Here is a 17,730-nt window from a genome sequence, read left to right on the forward strand (position 1 = left end):
CGCCGGCCGGGGGGGCGCCGCGGCCGGCGAACGTCTTCATGGTGCGCCCGCCGGGGACGCCTGCCGTCAGGGAGTGGCCAGGCCGCTGTCGAGCCTGCACCCGTCGGGCGTGCGGCCGTTGTCGCACCTGTTGAGCTGGAGAGCGTCCAGCGTGTAGGCGAACGACTGCCCCGCCGGGCTCACCACCGAGGCCTGCACCCTCGCCGCCCCGGCCGGCGCGACCGCCGACACGTTGTACTCGGCCCAGTCGGGGGTCAGGGCGCTGAGCGTGCCGTCACTGCTCGACAGCGCCACGCCGGACGCGCTGTACCAGGTCAGCCGTAACCTGACCGAGCCGGAGCCCGTCGTCGTCAGCCGGGCGAAGAACTTGTATCGCAGCCCGGGCGTCACCGCCGGCCTGCGGGTGACCGACAGCACCCCCTCGGCCCACGACTGGACGTTCATCGTCAGGGACCGCCGCCCGTCGTAGTAGCGGGCCGACACCGCGTTCTCCGGTCCGGGCGGGGTGACCTGCATCCATCCGCCGCCGGACACGCCGAACCCGGCCGGGTAGGCGTAGGGAGCGTCCGCCTCGATCGTGCGCTCCTGCGCGGTCAGCAGGTCGTTGCTGTAGCCGACGTCGCAGCAGACCGGCGCGGTGAGCATGGACCAGGTGGCCAGGTTGGCCCTGCGCTGGTGCGGATAGGCGCTGGTGTAGAACAGCGCGGTGAGCTCGCTCGGGTCGTAGTAGTTGTTGAACTCCTGGTCCACCGACCAGGTGTGCCAGGGCGTGGACATGACGTCGGCGTCCTCGTGCAGGACCGCCTCGGTCACCTTGGCGTGGTCGACGTCGAACAGGTGGATGAACTCGTGCAGCATGGCGGCGCTGTCCCATTCGTCGGTGACCGCCACGCAGAGCACGTCGCAGTGGGCGACCGCCCCGCCCTGGAAGTCCTCGAACACCATGTAGGTCCGGTTGCCGGGGTCGTAGCCCGCCGCCACCAGGTCCTGTTCGATGACGTGGGCGGGGGTGTCGCCGCCGATCACGGCGTTCTCGATCTTCTCGGCGACGACGAGGGACCGGGCGAAGTCCGCCTGGCCCGACCGGCAGCTCAGCCTGACGTGCTGGTCGTAGTCGGTCGACTGGTCCAGCGACCAGTCGACGCGGTCGACGATCGTGGCGATCCGGTCGGCGAACTGCTCATAGCGGTTCCCGAACTCCTCGCTCCAGGCGTAGACGACCTGGACCGCCGGGGTGCTCCCGGTGGCGTCGGCCGGATTGGACAGGGTGGTGACACAGCCCTGCCGGGGCACCTGCGCGTCGGCCGGCTGGGTGTGGGGGACGAAGGGCTCGTCGGTGACGGGGCTGAATTCGGCATGCGCCGGATTCGCCGTCGATGTGATGGAAATCACCGCAAGGAATGCAACGATCAAATGCATGGATCGTGCGCGCACAGTTTCCTCCCATAACGGAATCGAAGCGCCTCGAAATGAAAGGAAAACAGGCTCCGGTTTCGGCGTCATTGCGCGCCGATCCTTCGGTTCATTGCGTACCGGCAACCGTGCCGTCCGGGCGTTAAAGGGAAATGACGAAACATGTCCACGTACGACTACGGACAACCGGTGGGTAAAAGGGCGCGGTACCGGGCTCCGTCAGGGGTGACCGTGCGGGAATGGGGGCGCCGCTCCCGCCATGGAGGCACCGTGAACACCAGATTCAGATCCGTCTCGCTCGTCGTCGCCCTGGCCGCCGGGCTCGTCCTCGCCGGGGCGGGACCGTCGTCGGCCGACGTCCCCGGCCGCGTCGTGGTCAGCGAGGTCAGCGACAGGAACTCCGACGACAAGGGCGCCGAGGTGCGCTGCCCGGACGGCACCCGCGTGCTCGGCACCGGGGCCGAGATCACCACCGGTGGCGGCGCCGTCATCATCGACGAGGTCATCCCGACCTCGTACACGGTCAGCGCCTACGGCGTCGAGACGCCGGCCGGCACGACCGCGGAGTGGACCATCCGGGTGTGGGCCGTGTGCGGGAACCCGCGCACGGCCACCTACATCCGCTACCAGACGACCGCGTCGCACCCCAACCCGAAGACGCTCGGGCTCGCCTGCCACGAGGGCGACTGGCTGCTCGGCTCCGGCTACCAGATGGAGGGGGCGCGGGGCAACGTGAGCGTCACCGGGCTGATCCCCACCCTCGACGACGTCTTCGTGGAGACGAAGGAGAACCACCGGGGCTACGGCGGCAACTACTACCTGCGGGTGTTCGTGATCTGCGCCGAGGACGCGCCCTCGGGGCTGCAGGTCGTGTCCGAGGAGAGCGACGAGAACTCCGAGGACAAGGGCGCCGTCAGGCCCTGTCCCGAGGGGAAGCAGACACTGGGCGCGGGCTTCTCGATCCCCGGCGCGGCCGGCGAGACCATCCTCACCTACTTCATCCCGACCAACGAGACCGCCATCGCGTACGCGCACGAGATGAGCACCACCGGCCGTGAATGGAGCGTCCGGTCGTACGCGACCTGCGCGAACGAGTGAAAAGGGCAGAGCCCGCCCGGCCGAACGGAGGGGGGAAGTCGGCGGGGCGGGCTCTGCCGGTGAAGGGGATGCCGTCAGCGGCCGACGTTGGCCGGGTGGCCGATGGACAGGCCGCTTTCGACGTCGAAGAAGTGCAGGTTGTGCGTGTCGACGACCAGCTCGATGTTCTGGCCGGGGCGCACGTGGCTGCGGGCGTTGACGCGCGCGGTCCACAGCGACTTGTCGCCCGAGAGCGGCAGGGTCGCGGCCTCTTCCTCGTCGCCGTCGTTGGCGGCGGCGACGGTGTCCTTGTGCTCGACCGGCGGGGCGTCGATCGTGAACAGGACGTTGATCTCGGAGCCGAGCTCCTCGGTCACGTTGGCCTTGACGGGCACGCGGGCCCAGCCGGCGGAGGCGCCGTTGGCGGCGACCGAGTCCTCGAAGTCGGAGGGGCGGATGCCGAGGATGATGCGCTTGCCGATGTAGCGGTCGAGGCCGGCCTTCTCGGCGAACGCCGAGTCGGGGACCGGGAGCTTGTAGCCGGCGAAGGCCACGGCCGCGCCGGCGCCGTCGCGGACGAGCTCGGCGTAGGTGAAGTTCATCGACGGGGAGCCCATGAAGCCCGCGACGAAGAGGTTCACCGGCTTGTCGAACAGGTTCTGCGGGGTGTCGACCTGCTGGAGGATGCCGTCGCGGAGCACGCAGACGCGGTCGCCGAGGGTCATGGCCTCGACCTGGTCGTGGGTGACGTAGACGGTGGTGACGCCGAGGCGCTCGTGCAGCTGGTTCAGCGAGGCGCGCATCGAGACGCGGAGCTTGGCGTCGAGGTTCGACAGCGGCTCGTCCATGAGGAAGGCCTGCGGCTCGCGGACGATGGCGCGGCCCATCGCGACACGCTGGCGCTGACCGCCGGAGAGGGCGGCCGGCTTGCGCTTGAGGTACTGCTCCAGGCCGAGCATCTTGGCGGCCTCGTTCACGCGCTTGGCGATCTCGGGCTTGCTCATCTTGCGGAGCTTGAGGCCGAAGGCGAGGTTCTCCTCGACCGTCATGTGGGGGTAGAGGGCGTAGTTCTGGAACACCATGGCGATGTCGCGGTCCTTCGGCGGCAGGTGGTTGACCACCCGGTCGCCGATGACGATCTCGCCGCCGCTGATGTCCTCGAGCCCGGCGATCATGCGCAGGGCGGTCGACTTGCCGCAGCCCGACGGGCCGACGAGAACCATGAACTCGCCGTCCTTGATCTCCAGGTTGAGGCCGTTCACGGCCTTGACCCCGCCCGCGTAGATCTTGTCGACGTTGTTCAGAACGATAGATGCCATGCCAGTCCTTCGCGCTCCGGAAGGCACGCGCGGACCCCGGCGCCGCCTTCCCCTTGAGGGAAAAGTGGATACGTTTTCATGCATCTCACCCGAACCGGACATCCGTGTCAAGCGACTCGCCCGGTTTCACCTTGTCATCGCATGTCGCGTTATGGCGTAAAGACTGGCGGTGACGATGGAATGATGATGGAATCGTTTCCATGAGCACTCCTGGACCCCGCCGCACCACCATCAAGGACGTCGCCGAACTGGCGGGAGTCGGGGTGGCCACGGTGTCGCGGGTGTTGTCGGGCGGGTCGGCGAGCGCGGAGACCCGGGAGCGGGTGCTCGACGCGGCGACCAAGCTCGACTACCGGCCGAGCGCCCTCGGCCGCAATCTACGTCAGCAGCGCAGCGGCGGGGTCGCCCTGCTGGTGCCCGACATCACCGACGGGTTCTACGCGCGCCTGTGCGACGGGGTGCTCTCGTGCGCGCGGTCCTACCGCGAACCGGTGACCATCGGGGTGACCGGCGACGACGCCGAGCAGGAGGCCGACCTGGTCGGCGGGCTGCTGGAGCAGAGCATGGACCGCATCATCGCGGTGCCCACCGGCGACGGCGAGATGTGGGCCAGCGCCGTGCGCGCCGGGCTGAACGTCGTGTTCGCCGACCGCCGCGTGTGGTCGCCCGGCCAGCACGCCCGCGCGCTCGACGAGGTGCCGGCCGTGCTGACCGACGACCGGGCGGGGCTGCGTACCGCGATCGAATACCTGACCGGGCTCGGCCACCGCAAGATCGGCTTCCTGGCCCGCCAGGGCATGTCCCACCGGGTCGCCGCGTTCCGCGAGGTCATGGGCGACCTGCTCGACGACGACCTGGTCGTGTTCGCGCGGGCCAGCCGCGACTCGGCCTACGCCGCCGCGGCCGGGCTGTTCCAGCGGCGGGCCGACCTGACGGCCGTGATCGCCGGGGGGAACATGCTCGGCGAGGCGGCCGTGCTGGCCGCCCGCGAGCTCTATGTACGCATCCCGCGCGACCTGTCGCTGATCATGTTCGACGACGTCCCGTGGGCCGAACTCTGCTCGCCCCCGCTGACCGTGATCGCGCAGCCCGCCTCCGACGTGGGCTACCGCGCGGCCGAGCTGGTCCTGCGCCACGGGCGGCGGCCGCGGACGGTGTCGCTGCCGACCGAGTTGATCGTCAGGAGCAGCTGCGCTCCCCGGCGGTGACGACGGTCCGCTGCGGCTTGGCCATCGGCTGCTCCGGCACGACCGGCGCGGCGGCCGACGCCGGTTCGACCAGCCGTAGTTCCAGGGTCCGGGTCTCCCCGGCGGCCAGGTCGAGCGTCGTGGAGAACACCGGGTGGCCGTGCTCGGTCTCCTGCCGCAACCCGGTCACCTTCCCGTCGAGGTAGGCCCGCTCCAGCCGCGACCCGGCCGAGGTGAACACCGACACCCACACCCGGCCGTCGCGGTCGCCGTTGCGCAGCGTCGCCGACACCGTGCTGCCGCACTCCGGGGACACCCGGTATTCGACGGTACGGTCGAGGTTGCGCCCGATCCCGTCGCCGCCCGCGTCGTTGACGACCAGGTAGGCGAAGGGCCCCGGCGCGGGCGTGAGCACCCCGGCGAGCGGGGTGCGTTCCAGCCGCCGCTGCTCCTCGGGGTCGGCCGACCAGATCCGGAGGTTCCCCTGGTCGATGACCTTCATCAGGCCGGGCAGCCCGGCCAGGCCCGACAACCGCGCCAGCGTGGCCGCGTCGGCGCCGATCACCCCGTCGACGGGCCGGCCGTGCAGGGCGGCCCAGATGCGGGCGGCGTACGGGAAGTGCGGCGACCGGTTCGACGCCTCGGGCGTGCGGGTCGCGTCGGCGCCGTAGCGGGAGGCGTATCCCGCGCCGAGGTCGGCGACGGGCCCGGCGGCGGCCGGCACCTCGCGGACCGGTTCGACGGTCCAGCCGGTCGGCGCGATCGTCACCACGCCGAACCCGCGCACCACTCCGCCGGTCGCCCGCGCCCGGTCGGGGCTCTGCACGGCGACCAGATAGCGGCCGCGCAGCCCGGCGAGCGCGGCCAGCGTGTCGACCCGCTGCAACGCGGTGACCTGCGGCAGCACCGCCCGCGCCGCCTGCAGGTGGCCGACCGCTCGCGGGATCTCGGCGCGGTTCTGCCGCAGCAGCAGTTCGAGGCCGGTGGCCAGGTCGAGCGCGGCCCGCGCGTAGTCGCGGACGGTCCGGGCCGGGCGGCCGGCGAAGGGCAGCGCGGCCAGCAGCGCCCAGTCACGGCCCGAGGTGTAGCGCATCGCGGCCTCGGCCCCGGCCCGCGCCTCGCCGAGCCGCGCCGCCACCTCGGGGCCGGGCGGGATCAGCCGGGTCGACCCGGCGAGCTCCTTGAACGCGTCGCGGGCGTCCGACAGATGGCGGGCGGCCGACACGCCCAGGTAGACGGGCCAGGCCACGCCCAGCGTGGTCGCCGTCAGCGCGGTCGCCACGACGGAGGTCCGCAACCAGCCCCGGCGTCTCCACGCGACGCGCGCCCAGCCGACCCGAGCCCACCGCACCCTCACGGGACGCGCCTCGCTTCGGCCCGCCTGCGCCGCCGGGCCCCGGCGGCCAGCAGCACGCCGGTCAGCGCCAGCCCCGCCGCGGCCACGGCCAGCGCCTCCAGCGGAGCCCCGGTGAACGGCAGGTCCTCGGCGACCGGACGGCGCGGATCGACGGCGGGCGACTCCCAGCCGTCGAGGAACTCGACGGTGGCCTGCTCCCCCGTCACAAAAGCGTCGGCGACGTCGTGGGAGACCGGTCCTGTGATCGGCACGGCCGCGGCCAGGCAGGTCCACATCAGCCCCACGCAGGCGAGGGCACGCGCTGCGAGCATGGCCTCCCCCGGAAAGAGCAGCGGATTCCGGCCGCAATCGGGCCGGTGCTCCTTTCCTACGAGCGCGGTCGCGCGGGCCCGCCGAGCGGCGCGCCCGCATGACCGAAACTTGCCGCCGGCGTCAGAGATTCTTCTCGATCGCCGCCACGACCTCGGCCGACTCGGGCTCGATCTGCGGGGCGAACCGGGCGGTGACCTCGCCGTCGGCGTTGACGGTGAACTTCTCGAAGTTCCACTTGACGTCCTCGCCGTCGCCGATCAGCGCGCGGTAGAGGGGGTGGCGGTCGTCGCCGTTGACGTCGGCCTTCTCCAGCAGCGGGAAGTCGACGCCGTAGGTGACCGAGCAGAACTCCTGGATCTCGTCGGCGGTGCCGGGCTCCTGGCCCATGAACTGGTTGCACGGCACGCCGATGACGGTGAAGCCACGCGGCGCGAAGGTGTCCTGGAGGCGGACCAGGCCGGTGTACTGCGGGGTCAGGCCGCACTTGGACGCCACGTTCACGACCAGTGCCGAACGCCCCTGGAGGAGGTCGCCGAGCGTGGTGGCCCGCCCGTCGAGGGTGGTCACGGGGATGTCGAGATTCGTCATGGGGCCGACTCTACCGAGCGTCACATTCGTCCCGCTCACCACGTTGTGACGACCTGAAACCCCAGGCGGGGGGCATTTCCGCGCCATCGGGACCTCTGCCGTCCGCCCCGCCCGGCCAGCGCCGGGCCGTGTGATCACCCCGGCTTGGCACGGGGTCGGCAAACAACCGTCCTCGGGGGGCCGAAGACGCGGCGGCGTGGTCGCCCCACGTACTTCAATCCGCGCTAGGACACGTCGCGGCGCCTCCTGGGGGTTGGTCTGGTTATTCCGGGAGGCCGCGCGGACCGGTGTGCGCGAGCCATGGGCGTACCGGACCCGGGGGTTTCTCCCCGGCGACCGCACGCGACCCGAGGACAAGGACCGATTTGGACAGCATCAGCGCACGTCGCGGCACCGTCGCGGCCATGCTCGCGTTCGCCGCGCTCGCCGGGGCCACCCCCGCCTCCGCCTGCCAGGGCGAGCCCGAGGGCCACTCGTGGAAACGGCGGGCCGCACCCTCGATCAAGGTGAGCAGCAAGATGTACGCCCACCGCCTGATCCTCCGCCGCGACTGGGCGCGCCGGGAGTTCCGCTGCCTCGACAGCCTGTGGACGCGCGAGAGCAACTGGAACCACAAGGCGCGCAACCGCTGGTCGGGCGCGTACGGGATCCCGCAGGCGTTCCCCGGCGACAAGATGGCCCGGGCGGGCTGGGACTGGCGGGTGAACCCCAGAACGCAGATCCGCTGGGGCATCGGCTACATCAAGGGCCGCTACGGCTCCCCGTGCGGGGCGTGGGGACACTTCCGGGCGCACAACTGGTACTGAGGGGACAACCCCCTGGCAACACGGCGCGGTGACGGCGCACACTGCCGGGCATGGACGGGATCGTCGCGGCGTGGCTGCGCCTGGAGGCACGGCGGCGCGGCCGCTCGCTGCTGATCCTGGCCCTCCTGGTGGCGTTCGGCACCGCCACCGTGCTGACCGCGGTGGCCGGGGCCCGGCGGGGCGGCGGCGCGGTCGACCGCCTGCTGGCCGTCACGGCCCCGGCGACCGCCGTCGTCGTGCCCAACCGGGCCGGTTTCGACTGGGCGGGTCTGCGAGCGTTGCCGCAGGTCGAGGCGGCCACGACGTTCCCCGGCTACGTCTCGACGGCGGTGGCGGAGGACCCGGACGACGACCCCTCGCCCTTCGTCGCCGCCGACGCCGAGGCGATGACCACGATCGAGCGCCCGGTCGTGCTGGCCGGGCGGCTGCCCGATCCGGCGAGCGCCCACGAGGCGGTGGTCACCCCGGCCTACGCGGCGCGGGGCTTCGGGGTGGGCCGCCGGGTGACCGTGCTGCTGCCCACGCCCGGCGACGCGGCGGCCGCGATCTCCGGGGCCCGCACCGGGCCGCCGCGCGGGCCGAAGGTGCCGGTCACGATCGTCGGGGTGGTGCGCTCGGCCTGGTACGCCGACGAACCGGGCGGACGCGGCCACTTCATCCCGTCTCCGGGCCTGGTGGCGGCTTATCCGGACGAGATCCTGGGGCCCGGCCGGCAGGCCCCGCTGAACGGGCTGGTCCGGGTCGCCGAGGGCGGGCTGCCCGCGCTGCGGGCGTGGCTGGCCGCACGCGGCGATGTCGAGATCATCGAGCGCGCCGACCACCTGGCCCACCTGCGTCAGGTGATCGGGTTCGAGACCGGCTGCCTGCTGGTCTTCGCCGTCGCGGCGTTCCTCACCGCCGTGGTGCTGGTCGGCCAGGCCGTCTTCCGGTACGCCACCGCGTCGGCCGCCGACCTGCGCCCGCTGACCCTGGTGGGCATGACCCGGCGGCAGGCCGCCACGGCGACGGCGGGAGCCGTGCTGCCGGCGGCGTTCCTGGGCGCGGGAGCGGGCGTGCTCGGCGCGGTCGCCGCCTCGGCGTGGTTGCCCTACGGCACCGCCGCCCTCTACGAACCCTCCCCCGGCGTCCACGCCGACCTGCCGGTGCTGCCGGCGGGCTGGGCGGCGGTCACCGCGCTGGTCACGGCGGGCGCGGCGGTCACCGCGCTGCTCCCCCGGGCCCGTCCGGCGGTACGGCGGTCGGCGCTGACCCGGCTCGCCCTGCCGGTGCCGGTGACGACCGGGCTCCGGTTCGCGCTCGAACCGGGCAACGGGGTGGCCCTGTTCGGGGCCGTGACGGGGGTGCTCGGGGTCGTGGCGGCGGCCGTCTTCGCCGCCGGGGTGGCCGACGCGGCGGCCCGGCCCGAGCGGTTCGGCCAGCGCTACGCGCTGATGGTGGTGTTCGGCTTCGACGGCCGCGCGTTCACGCCGCCGCGCCCGGCGCTGGAGTCGATCGCGGCGCTGCCGGGGGTCGCCGGGGTGCTCGACCTGCGGGTGGCGGCGGGCCGGTCGGGCCGGGTCAGCGTGGTGACCCACACCTACGACCCGGTGGGGCCGCCGGTGCCGCTCGTGCTGACCGAGGGGGCCGGGCCCGTCTCCGGCGACGAGGTGGTGCTGGCCCTGACGACGGCCCGCGACCTCGGGGTGGGCGTCGGCGACCGGATCCCGCTGACCGGCGACGCGGGCACCCGGGAGCTGCGCGTCAGCGGCCTGGGTTTCGCGGTCGAGAGCAGCACGACCCGCTACGACACCGGCGCGTGGGTCACTCCGGCGGCCTACGACACGATCTTCACCGGCTTCAAGGAGCACGGCGGCCTGGTCGCGCTCGACCCGGGCCGCGATCCCTCGGCGATGGCGGCCCGCATCTCCGACGGCTCCGGCGGCCGGTTGCTGGTCTTCCCGCCGTTCGTGCCGCCCCAGCGAGGCGAGATCCGCAACGTCGCGGTGCTGCCGGTCGCGCTCGGCGTGTTCCTGACGGTGCTGGCGCTGGGCGCGACGGCGCACGCCCTGTTCACGGCGGTCCGCCGCCGGGCCCGCGAGCTGGCGGTGCTGCGCGCGCTGGGCCTGACCCCGGGCCAGACGCGCGCCGTCGTGGTGGTCCAGGGCGGGGTCACCGCGCTGATCGGCCTGGTCGCCGGGGCGCCGCTGGGGCTGGCCCTCGGCCGGATGGTGTGGCGGGTCACGGCCGGGATCATGCCGCTGCAGTACGTGCCGCCGTCGGCGCCGCTGGTGTGGCTCGCCCCGGTGGCGCTGCTCGCGGTCGTCGGGCTGGCGCTGTCGCCCGGCCGCCGCGCCGCCCGGTTGCCCCTGGGCGCGGCGCTCCGGGCGGAGTGATCACGCCGTGCGCTGGGCGAGGCGGCCGGCGATGGCCTCGATCATCAGGTCGAGGCCGAAGTCGAACTCGGCCTCGTGGTCGCACGCCGACAGGTGCGGAGCCAGCGCGCCGATCTCGGGGAACAACTCGGGGTCGACGTCGGCCGGCCTGATGGCCCCGTGGACGGGGGCGAACGTGGGGGTGACCCCGACCTCGCGCAGGAGCGAGCCGATGACGTACGCGATGAAGACCCGGAAGATCTGCACCGCCTCGCGCTCGCCGAACCCCGCCTCGCGCAGCGTCGACAACGCCCGCTCGACCGGCAGCATGCCAGCGGCCGACTTCAGCTGGCGGCTCACCACGACCATGGTCGAGCGGGGGTGGGTGTGCGCGATCTGCCGGAACGCGCGGGCCTGCATGCGCACCCGGCCGGTCCAGGGCGCGGCGGGGTCGTCGGTGAACTCGACCTCCGAGAGGATCGCCTCGGACACCGCGTCGAGCAGGGCCGACTTGTTCGGCACGTGGTTGTAGAGCGACATCACGCCGACCTCGAGCTCGGCGGCGATCCGGCGCATGGAGACGGCGTCGGCGCCCTCGCGCTCGATCAGGTCGATGGCGGCGGCGACGATCCGGCCGCGGTTCAACGGTGGCACGCGACCAGTATTGACCGGCGGTAAGCTGCGTGTCACTGTCGAGACGTACAGCGTACGTACGGGAGGCCCACACGTGTCCACGCACGAGCTCTACACCATCCCCGCGGACATGCGGACCTGGGACGTCCAGATGGCCGGCTCGGCCCGGTTCACCTGGGAGTACGACGACGGGCGCGACCGCATGCTGGCCCTTTACCAGAAGGGCAAGGACAAGCAGTGGGACTCGGTGAAGCGGGTCGACTGGGGCCTGGAGGTCGACCCCTACGACGTGCTCGGCATCCCCGACGAGACCATCGCGATCTACGACTCGCCGCTGTGGCACCGCATGGACGACCAGACCCGCAAGGAGGTCCGCCGCCACGGGGCCGCCTGGCAGTTCTCCCAGTTCCTCCATGGGGAACAGGGCGCGATGATCTGCTCGGCGCGCATCGTGGAGTCCGTACCGGACCTCGACTCGAAGTTCTACGCGGCCACCCAGACCATGGACGAGGCCCGCCACGCCGAGACCTACGCCCGCTTCCTCCAGGAGAAGGTGGGCCTGGCCTACCCGATCAACCCCTACCTGAAGTCGCTGCTCGACTCGACCCTGAGCGACTCGCGCTGGGACATGCCCTACCTGGGCATGCAGGTGCTGATCGAGGGCCTGGCCCTGGCCGCCTTCGGCGTCATGCGCGACATCACCACCAAGCCGCTGCCGAAGCAGATCCTCGCGTACGTCATGCAGGACGAGGCCCGCCACGTCGCCTTCGGCCGCATGGCGCTGCGCGACTACTACGCCGGCCTGTCGGAGGCCGAACGCCGCGAGCGCGAGGACTTCGTGATCGAGGGCTGCTGGCTGATGCGCGACCGGCTGCGCGGCCGCGAGCAGTGGGAGGCCCTGGGCCTGTCGAAGACCGAGGTCGAAGAGGCCCACAAGCTGGTCGACGAGTCGCGCTACCTGCGACTGTTCCGCTCGTTGTTGTTCAGCCGCATCGTGCCGTGCGTGAAGGACATCGGCCTGTGGAGCCCGCGTCTCCAGCAGGCCTACGTCGACATGGGCGTGCTCGACATGGCCGGCCAGAACCTCGACGACCTGATGCGCCAGGACGAGGAGATCGCCGAGAGGCTCGACGCCGAGCGCTTCGCCCAGGAGGAGGCCGAACGCGCCGTCGAGGTCGCCGAGACCATCGCCGCCGCCACGAGCGACTAGCGCCGCACGACCACCTTGCCGATCGTCGAGCCCGAGGCGACGGTCGCGTGCGCCCGGCGCAGCCCGGCGGCGGTGAAGTCGTCGATCTCGGTGGTCAGCGTCGAGCGCAGGCGGCCCGCGTCGAAGTGGGCGGCGGCCTCGTCGAGCAGGCGTCCCTGGCTGCCCATGTCGGGGGTCTGGAACATGGCGTGGGTGAACATGAACTCCCAGTGCCAGGCGATGCTCTTCGCCTTGAGCGGGAACAGGTCGGGGTGGTGGTCGTCGATGGCCACGACGTGCCCGAACGGCTTGACGATCTCGGCATAGGCCTCGATGTTGCCCTCGGAGAACGGCGAGAACACCGCCTCGACCCCGTCGGGCGCGAGCGCCCTGACCGACTCCACCAGCGTGTGGCGGTCGACGGTCGCGTCGGCCCCCAGGCGCGTCACCCAGTCGTGGGTCTCGCCGCGCGCGGCGGTGCCGATCACCCGGAGCGAGGTCAGCTGCTTGGCGAGCTGCACCAGCATCGACCCCACCCCGCCGGGCGCGCCGACGACGAGCAGCGTGCCCGTGGTGCCCGAATGGGCCCCCAGGTGGGTGAAGAGCGACTCCCAGGCGGTGATCGTGGTCAGCGGCACGGCCGCCGACTGGGCCACCGACAGGGTGCGGGGCCGGTGGCCGACGATCCGCGCGTCGACGGCGTGCAGGTCGGCGTTCGCGCCCGGCCGGGTGACGTCGCCGGCGTAGTAGACCTCGTCGCCGGCCTGGAACCCGGTGACCTCCGGGCCGGTCCGCACGACGGTCCCGGCGGCGTCGAAACCCAGGATGCGCTGGTTCTCGTCCGCGCCGGCGGCGATCTTCACGTCGACGGGGTTGACCGAGACGGCCTCGACCCGGACGAGCAGGTCGTGCGGGCGGAGCTCGGGCTCGGGAACCTCGACGTCGACGAGCCCGGCCGCGCTGGTGGCGATGGCACGCATACCCAGCAGGTTATGGACCGGACGGTCACCGCCCGGCAAAAGGGGTCAGAAGACCACGAAAACGAAGCCGCCCACCACCGCCGCGAGCACCCCGAACCACAGGGTCAGGGCGTCGCCGCCGTGCTCGAACGGGCGCTGCTGGTGCAGCGCCTCCTGCACCTGCCGGAACCGCCGTCCGGTACGAAGGAGCGTGACCGCCCCCATCAGCGCGGCGATCCCGAAGAACACGATCGCCGCGACGTGCCCCGACGACCGGGCCGTCACGCCCGCCCCGCCGAGCCCGAAGGTCGCCAGCGCGGTGGCGGTGCGGACCCACGCCAGCCGGGTCCGTTCGCTCTGCAGGCCGGGGTCCCAGCTCTCAGCCGACAAGGATCAGCACCAGCGCCAGCACGGCGACCCCCGCCACGCCGTACCCGAACAGGGGCGCGAGCCTCGGCGGCGGGAGCGGTTCCGCGCGGCGCAGGGCCGTCTGGACCTTGCGCCAGCGCGGATAGGCGAACGCCGCCGCCATGGCCGAGAGCAGCACCAGGACGACGGCGAGGGTGGTGCGGACCCAGGGGACGAAGAGTTCGGGGGGCACCGCCGCCATGGCGACTCCCCCGGCGCACAGCGCGAGGGAGGTGCTCAGCCACGTGAGGTAGGTGCGTTCGTTCGCCAGGGTGAACCGGGGGTCCGGTTCTTCTCCGTCCATACCGAAAAGGATATTTCACCGCAATTCCGGCATGGCTTGCCGGAATAAGCTACTCCCCGGCGCAGGCGGACGTGAGGGTCTCGACCCACCCGACGGAGTCGGCGGCGAGCTTCTGGAGGGCGTCGACGGCGTCGTTGGCGTCCTGCACGTTGAACGCGTCGAGCTTGCCCGCGATGTCGTTGGCCGCCTCGGACAGGGTCGTGTTGGCCGCGTCGTTGGCCAGGTTCTCCAGCTTGCTCGCGCCGTCGGCGAGAGCGGTCTCGACGGCCTGCGGGTCGCTCGCGAGGCCGGTCACCTTCTGCACGGTCTCGGTCACGATGCCGGCGGCCTGGATACACTGCTGCGTCTTGTCGATCGCCCCCGTGATCTCGTTGAGCTCACCGCAACCGGTGAGCAGAACGAGCGACAGCGGAACGGCGGCAAGAGGGAGGAGTCGCATGGCCTGGAGCCTAATGCACGCGAACCTGCCCTAAGCGCCCCGTCGCAAAGGGGCAGGTCGGAATGTGCCGGATGCGGCGTCGTACGATCAATTACATGGGAATGTGCGAACATCTGCAGGTCGCCGGGGACCCGAAGCCGACCTCCCCGCAGGGGTGCGAGGAGTGCCTGCGCGAGGGCACCCGGTGGGTCCACCTGCGCAAGTGTCTTGACTGCGGGCATATCGGCTGCTGCGACTCCTCGCCCCGCCGGCATGCCACCGCCCACTACAAGAACTCCGATCACCCGGTCATGCAGTCGTTCGAACCGGGTGAGGCGTGGAAGTGGTGCTTCATCGACAACGTGATGGGCTAGTCGCGTTCCAGGGTGGCCTCTTCGAAGTCGAGTTCCGCCATGATCCGGCGCAGCACCTCGTCGTCGATGCGGCGCTGGTCGCGGAGCCTGATGAAGACCGCCCGCTCGGCGGCGAGCATCTCCCGGCGCAACCGCCGGTAGACACTCGCGGGCGTCTCCTCGCCCTCGGGCCCGGTGCCGCCGCCGAGCCGCTCCCAGGCCATGCGGGCCACCCGCTCCGACCGGTCGCGGAGGCCCTGCACGACCTCCTCGTGGATGTCGAGCACCCCTTCGGCCACCAGCTCGTCGAGCCGGGCCGTGGCCGCCGCCGCCGCGGCCTGCTGCGCGGCCGCCTCGGACAGGTCGTCCTCGAACCGCTCGCGCTCGTTGGAGATCCCCAGCTTGCGGATCAGCCAGGGGAACGAGAGCCCCTGGACGACCAGCGTGCCGATCACCACGGCGAAGGTCAGGAACAGCAGCAGATCGCGCTGCGGGACGTCGGCCGGCAGCGCGAAGGCCGCCGCCAGTGACACCACGCCCCGCATCCCGGCCCAGCTGAGCGTGGCCACGTTCTGCCATGGCACCTTGGGCTCCCGGGCCCGGACCTTCTTCGACAGGATCCGCGGCAGGTAGGCGCTGGGCACCATCCAGAGCACCCGGCTCAGCACGGTCACGCCGAACAGCACCAGGGCGTACATGGCGACCGTGGCGGGGTCGTAGCCCTCCAGCCCGGCGATCAGCGGGAGCAGCTGGAGCCCGATCAGGGCGAAGACGATGCCCTCCAGCAGGAAGTCCATCACCTGCCACACCGCGGCCGACAACAACCGGGTGCCGTAGGAGGTGCGGCTCATCTGGTGGCCGAGGTAGATGCCGACCACGACCACGGAGATCACGCCCGAGGCGTGCACGACCTCGGCCGCCAGGTAGGCGCCCCAGGGCACCAGCAGCGAGATCGAGTTGGCCACCAGGGCGTCGGAGACGCGGGTCAGGATGTAACCCGCGACGTAGGCGATGGCCAGGCCGATGGCCAGGCCGACGCCGGCGGCGAACAGGAACTGCCCGCCCGCCGCCAGGAAGCTCACCCCGCCGCCCGCGATCACCCCGATCGCGACCCGGTAGGCGGTCAGCGCGGTCGCGTCGTTGAACAGGCTCTCGCCGATCAGCACGGTCATCACCCGGCGGGGCAGGCCGAGCTTGCGCCCGACGGCCACGGCCGCCACGGCGTCGGGAGGGGCCACGATCGCGCCGAAGGCGATCGCCGCCGGGATGGTCAGCTCGGGCACCAGCAGGTAGGTCACCGAGGCGACCACGGCGGTGGAGAACAGCACGAGCCCGATCGACAGCAGCATGACGGGCCGCTTGACGTCGCGGAGCCGCAGGTAGGAGCTGTCGAGGGCGGCGGAGTAGAGGAGCGGGGGGAGGAATACGAAGAGCACCATTTCCGGGCTCAGTTCGTATTCGGGCACGAAGGGGAGGATCGACGCGATCAACCCGGCGAGTACGAGAAGCAGAGGGACATTCCAGTCCATCCGCCGGGCGAGCGCGGAGACCGCGAGCGCCCCGGCGGGAAGGGCCAGCAACTGGAGAATTGTGATCGCTTCCATCAAGCGGTCATCGTATGTCCCTCAGCGACTAGCTCCAGTCACGCCTCTCGTCGGCGCCCTCGGGACGGACCCGCTCGCCCGTGGAGTACATGGGGGGCTGCTGCCCCTCCACGTAGGGCCGCGAGACCGGGCCGAGGCCCAGCGGGTCGTTGGGGTCGACGCCCTGCTGCGGCTGCTGCTGCTGGTAACGGGGGTCGGCGTACTGCTGCGGCGGATACTGCTGCTGCCCCGGCGGCACCTGGAACGACGGGTCGGTCGAGTAGACCGCGCCCTGGGCGTACCCCTGCGGGTAGCCCTGGGGGTCGCCCTGGCCGAACGGCTCCGGCGGGAACGGCGGCGGCGCCTGCACCAGGTGGGGGCGCTGCGGCTCCGGCGGGAAGGGCGGGTAGCCCTGCTGCGGCGGCATCTGCTGCTGCGGGGGCATCTGCGGGGCCATCTGCGGCGGCATCGGCGGCTGCTGGACCTGCGGAGGCTGGTAGCTGCCGGTCTGGTAGACCGTCGCGTCGGCCTGGTAGACGTCGCCGGCGAAGGGCTGCTGCTGGTGCTGGGCCGCCTCGGGCTCGGGCTCGGGGTCGAACTGGTAGGCCGGACGGCCGGGGATCGGCGACGGGAACTGGTAGACCGGCTCGGCCGGGACCTGCCCGTCGAACGGCGGGAAGTCCTGCGGCGGCGGGGCCGCGCGGCGCGGCCGCTCACGCGGCGGGGCCTGCTGGTCGACGGCGACGAGGCGGTCGCGGGTCGGGGCGCCCCGGGCGACCAGCACGTCGTTGGGGCCCAGCGCGGCCGGGGCCGCCGGGGCGGGCTGGCCGTAGGCGGGGGTGGCCTCGGGGTAGGGGCCCGGGTCCCAGCCGGCCGGCATCGGCTGCTGCTCCTGCGGGAAGGGCGGGAACGGCTGCTGCGGCGCCATCGGCGGCTGCTCGGGGGCGGGCGGGCGCGAGTACTGCCCCGTGCCGGGGTATTCGCCCGGATAGTCGGCCAGGTCGGGCGCCGGGAACGGGCCCGTGCCGGGCTGCTCGGGGCCGCCCGCGGCCTGCCCGGTGGCCTCGGCGTAGCCGACCTGGAGGGTCTCCAGGAGACGGCCGACGTCGTCCATGGGCATGCGGAAACTGGCGGTGCACATCTCGCCCCGCCACAGGCTGAGGACCAGGGTGCCCTCGTGCCAGGTCACCCGCAGAACGCGGTCCTGACCTCGGGCGTCAAAGAAAACCTCGCCGAAGGATGGCAGCGGGACGACTTCCGACATGACAGACATAGTGCCTTTACCTGCCCTTATCCGTCCACTCGACCTCAAGAAACCCTACAGAAACGCCCGTCTCGGATTGATCGGGTCTCCCCTTTTGCCCGAGGTAGATCGTCTTTGACCCAGCGCCCCGTGTGGCCAGTGTGCCATGGGAACTCCCCTTCGCACCCCCGAACTCCGGGATGTGGTCCGGCGGTCACGGTCCGATAACA

The 17,730-nt window shown here is 72.1% G+C and carries 18 protein-coding genes; 6 read left to right on the top strand and 12 right to left on the bottom strand.

Going from position 1 to position 17,730, the window contains the following annotated elements; all coding sequences use genetic code 11:
• Positions 1-66: 66 nt before the first annotated feature.
• Complete coding sequence (locus AW271_RS07045) at positions 67-1,392, bottom strand: hypothetical protein (protein WP_062333765.1); 1,326 nt, start codon at positions 1,390-1,392, stop codon at positions 67-69.
• A 291-nt stretch (positions 1,393-1,683) separates the two neighbouring features.
• Between AW271_RS07045 and AW271_RS07050 the strand changes: the two genes are divergently transcribed.
• Positions 1,684-2,511 carry a hypothetical protein gene (locus AW271_RS07050; protein WP_062333768.1) on the top strand — a complete coding sequence of 276 codons (828 nt, stop codon included), beginning with the start codon at positions 1,684-1,686 and terminating at the stop codon, positions 2,509-2,511.
• Between the two features lie 74 nt (positions 2,512-2,585).
• Here the strand turns inward: AW271_RS07050 and AW271_RS07055 are convergent, their stop codons facing one another.
• Positions 2,586-3,809, bottom strand: coding sequence for an ABC transporter ATP-binding protein (locus tag AW271_RS07055; protein ID WP_062333771.1), 1,224 nt, complete (start codon positions 3,807-3,809; stop codon positions 2,586-2,588).
• Between the two features lie 200 nt (positions 3,810-4,009).
• Between AW271_RS07055 and AW271_RS07060 the strand changes: the two genes are divergently transcribed.
• Entirely contained in the window at positions 4,010-5,017 is a 1,008-nt protein-coding gene (locus AW271_RS07060) for a LacI family DNA-binding transcriptional regulator (RefSeq protein WP_062333774.1), read from the top strand.
• Here the strand turns inward: AW271_RS07060 and AW271_RS07065 are convergent.
• From AW271_RS07065 to AW271_RS07075, 3 genes are all read right to left on the bottom strand, one after another.
• On the bottom strand, positions 4,989-6,353 hold the full coding sequence (locus AW271_RS07065) for a DUF4012 domain-containing protein (RefSeq protein WP_169806292.1): 1,365 nt from the start codon (positions 6,351-6,353) through the stop codon (positions 4,989-4,991). The genes AW271_RS07060 and AW271_RS07065 overlap by 29 nt on opposite strands.
• Complete coding sequence (locus AW271_RS40580; protein ID WP_169806293.1) at positions 6,350-6,664, bottom strand: hypothetical protein; 315 nt, start codon at positions 6,662-6,664, stop codon at positions 6,350-6,352. The genes AW271_RS07065 and AW271_RS40580 overlap by 4 nt, the downstream gene beginning before the upstream one ends.
• 121 nt (positions 6,665-6,785) lie before the next feature.
• On the bottom strand, positions 6,786-7,253 hold the full coding sequence (locus tag AW271_RS07075; RefSeq protein ID WP_062333782.1) for a glutathione peroxidase: 468 nt from the start codon (positions 7,251-7,253) through the stop codon (positions 6,786-6,788).
• Between the two features lie 365 nt (positions 7,254-7,618).
• On the opposite strand from AW271_RS07075, the gene AW271_RS42220 reads away from it, so the two are divergent.
• Both AW271_RS42220 and AW271_RS07085 read left to right on the top strand, forming a co-directional pair.
• Positions 7,619-8,059 (top strand): aggregation-promoting factor C-terminal-like domain-containing protein, encoded by a 441-nt coding sequence (locus tag AW271_RS42220; protein WP_245652975.1) that lies wholly within the window; start codon positions 7,619-7,621, stop codon positions 8,057-8,059.
• Positions 8,060-8,109: 50 nt separating this feature from the next.
• Positions 8,110-10,431 carry an FtsX-like permease family protein gene (locus AW271_RS07085; protein WP_062333786.1) on the top strand — a complete coding sequence of 774 codons (2,322 nt, stop codon included), beginning with the start codon at positions 8,110-8,112 and terminating at the stop codon, positions 10,429-10,431.
• On the opposite strand, the gene AW271_RS07090 is transcribed toward AW271_RS07085, so the two are convergent.
• A complete protein-coding gene (locus AW271_RS07090) occupies positions 10,432-11,064 on the bottom strand; it encodes a TetR/AcrR family transcriptional regulator C-terminal domain-containing protein (protein WP_062333790.1) in 633 nt (210 codons plus the stop codon).
• Positions 11,065-11,137: 73 nt separating this feature from the next.
• On the opposite strand from AW271_RS07090, the gene AW271_RS07095 reads away from it, so the two are divergent.
• Complete coding sequence (locus AW271_RS07095; RefSeq protein WP_062333793.1) at positions 11,138-12,253, top strand: ferritin-like domain-containing protein; 1,116 nt, start codon at positions 11,138-11,140, stop codon at positions 12,251-12,253.
• Here AW271_RS07095 and AW271_RS07100 read toward each other — a convergent pair.
• Genes AW271_RS07100 through AW271_RS07115 form a run of 4 tightly spaced genes read right to left on the bottom strand, consistent with a single transcriptional unit; the run spans position 12,250 to position 14,342 of the window.
• Positions 12,250-13,212, bottom strand: coding sequence for a zinc-binding alcohol dehydrogenase family protein (locus AW271_RS07100; RefSeq protein ID WP_062333795.1), 963 nt, complete (start codon positions 13,210-13,212; stop codon positions 12,250-12,252). The two genes, AW271_RS07095 and AW271_RS07100, sit on opposite strands and share 4 nt — an antisense overlap.
• Before the next feature lie 45 nt (positions 13,213-13,257).
• A complete protein-coding gene (locus AW271_RS07105; RefSeq protein ID WP_062333799.1) occupies positions 13,258-13,581 on the bottom strand; it encodes a DUF202 domain-containing protein in 324 nt (107 codons plus the stop codon).
• A complete protein-coding gene (locus AW271_RS07110) occupies positions 13,571-13,903 on the bottom strand; it encodes a YidH family protein (protein WP_062333802.1) in 333 nt (110 codons plus the stop codon). Before AW271_RS07110 ends, AW271_RS07105 begins: the two co-directional genes overlap by 11 nt.
• A 49-nt stretch (positions 13,904-13,952) precedes the next feature.
• Complete coding sequence (locus AW271_RS07115; protein ID WP_062333805.1) at positions 13,953-14,342, bottom strand: DUF8711 family protein; 390 nt, start codon at positions 14,340-14,342, stop codon at positions 13,953-13,955.
• A 95-nt stretch (positions 14,343-14,437) separates the two neighbouring features.
• Here AW271_RS07115 and AW271_RS07120 point away from each other — a divergent pair, with 95 nt between their 5' ends.
• Positions 14,438-14,695, top strand: a complete 258-nt coding sequence (locus AW271_RS07120) for a ubiquitin carboxyl-terminal hydrolase 14 (protein WP_062333808.1) — start codon at positions 14,438-14,440, stop codon at positions 14,693-14,695.
• On the opposite strand, the gene AW271_RS07125 is transcribed toward AW271_RS07120, so the two are convergent.
• On the bottom strand, positions 14,692-16,278 hold the full coding sequence (locus tag AW271_RS07125; protein ID WP_062333810.1) for a Na+/H+ antiporter: 1,587 nt from the start codon (positions 16,276-16,278) through the stop codon (positions 14,692-14,694). The two genes, AW271_RS07120 and AW271_RS07125, sit on opposite strands and share 4 nt — an antisense overlap.
• Positions 16,279-16,306: 28 nt before the next feature.
• The gene (locus tag AW271_RS07130) at positions 16,307-17,521 is read right to left on the bottom strand and encodes a hypothetical protein (RefSeq protein WP_157553948.1); all 1,215 of its coding nucleotides are present in this window, start codon (positions 17,519-17,521) and stop codon (positions 16,307-16,309) included.
• Between the last annotated feature and the right edge of the window lie 209 nt (positions 17,522-17,730).

The organism is Herbidospora sakaeratensis, assembly GCF_001570525.1.
In the GTDB taxonomy this organism is placed as follows: domain Bacteria; phylum Actinomycetota; class Actinomycetes; order Streptosporangiales; family Streptosporangiaceae; genus Herbidospora; species Herbidospora sakaeratensis.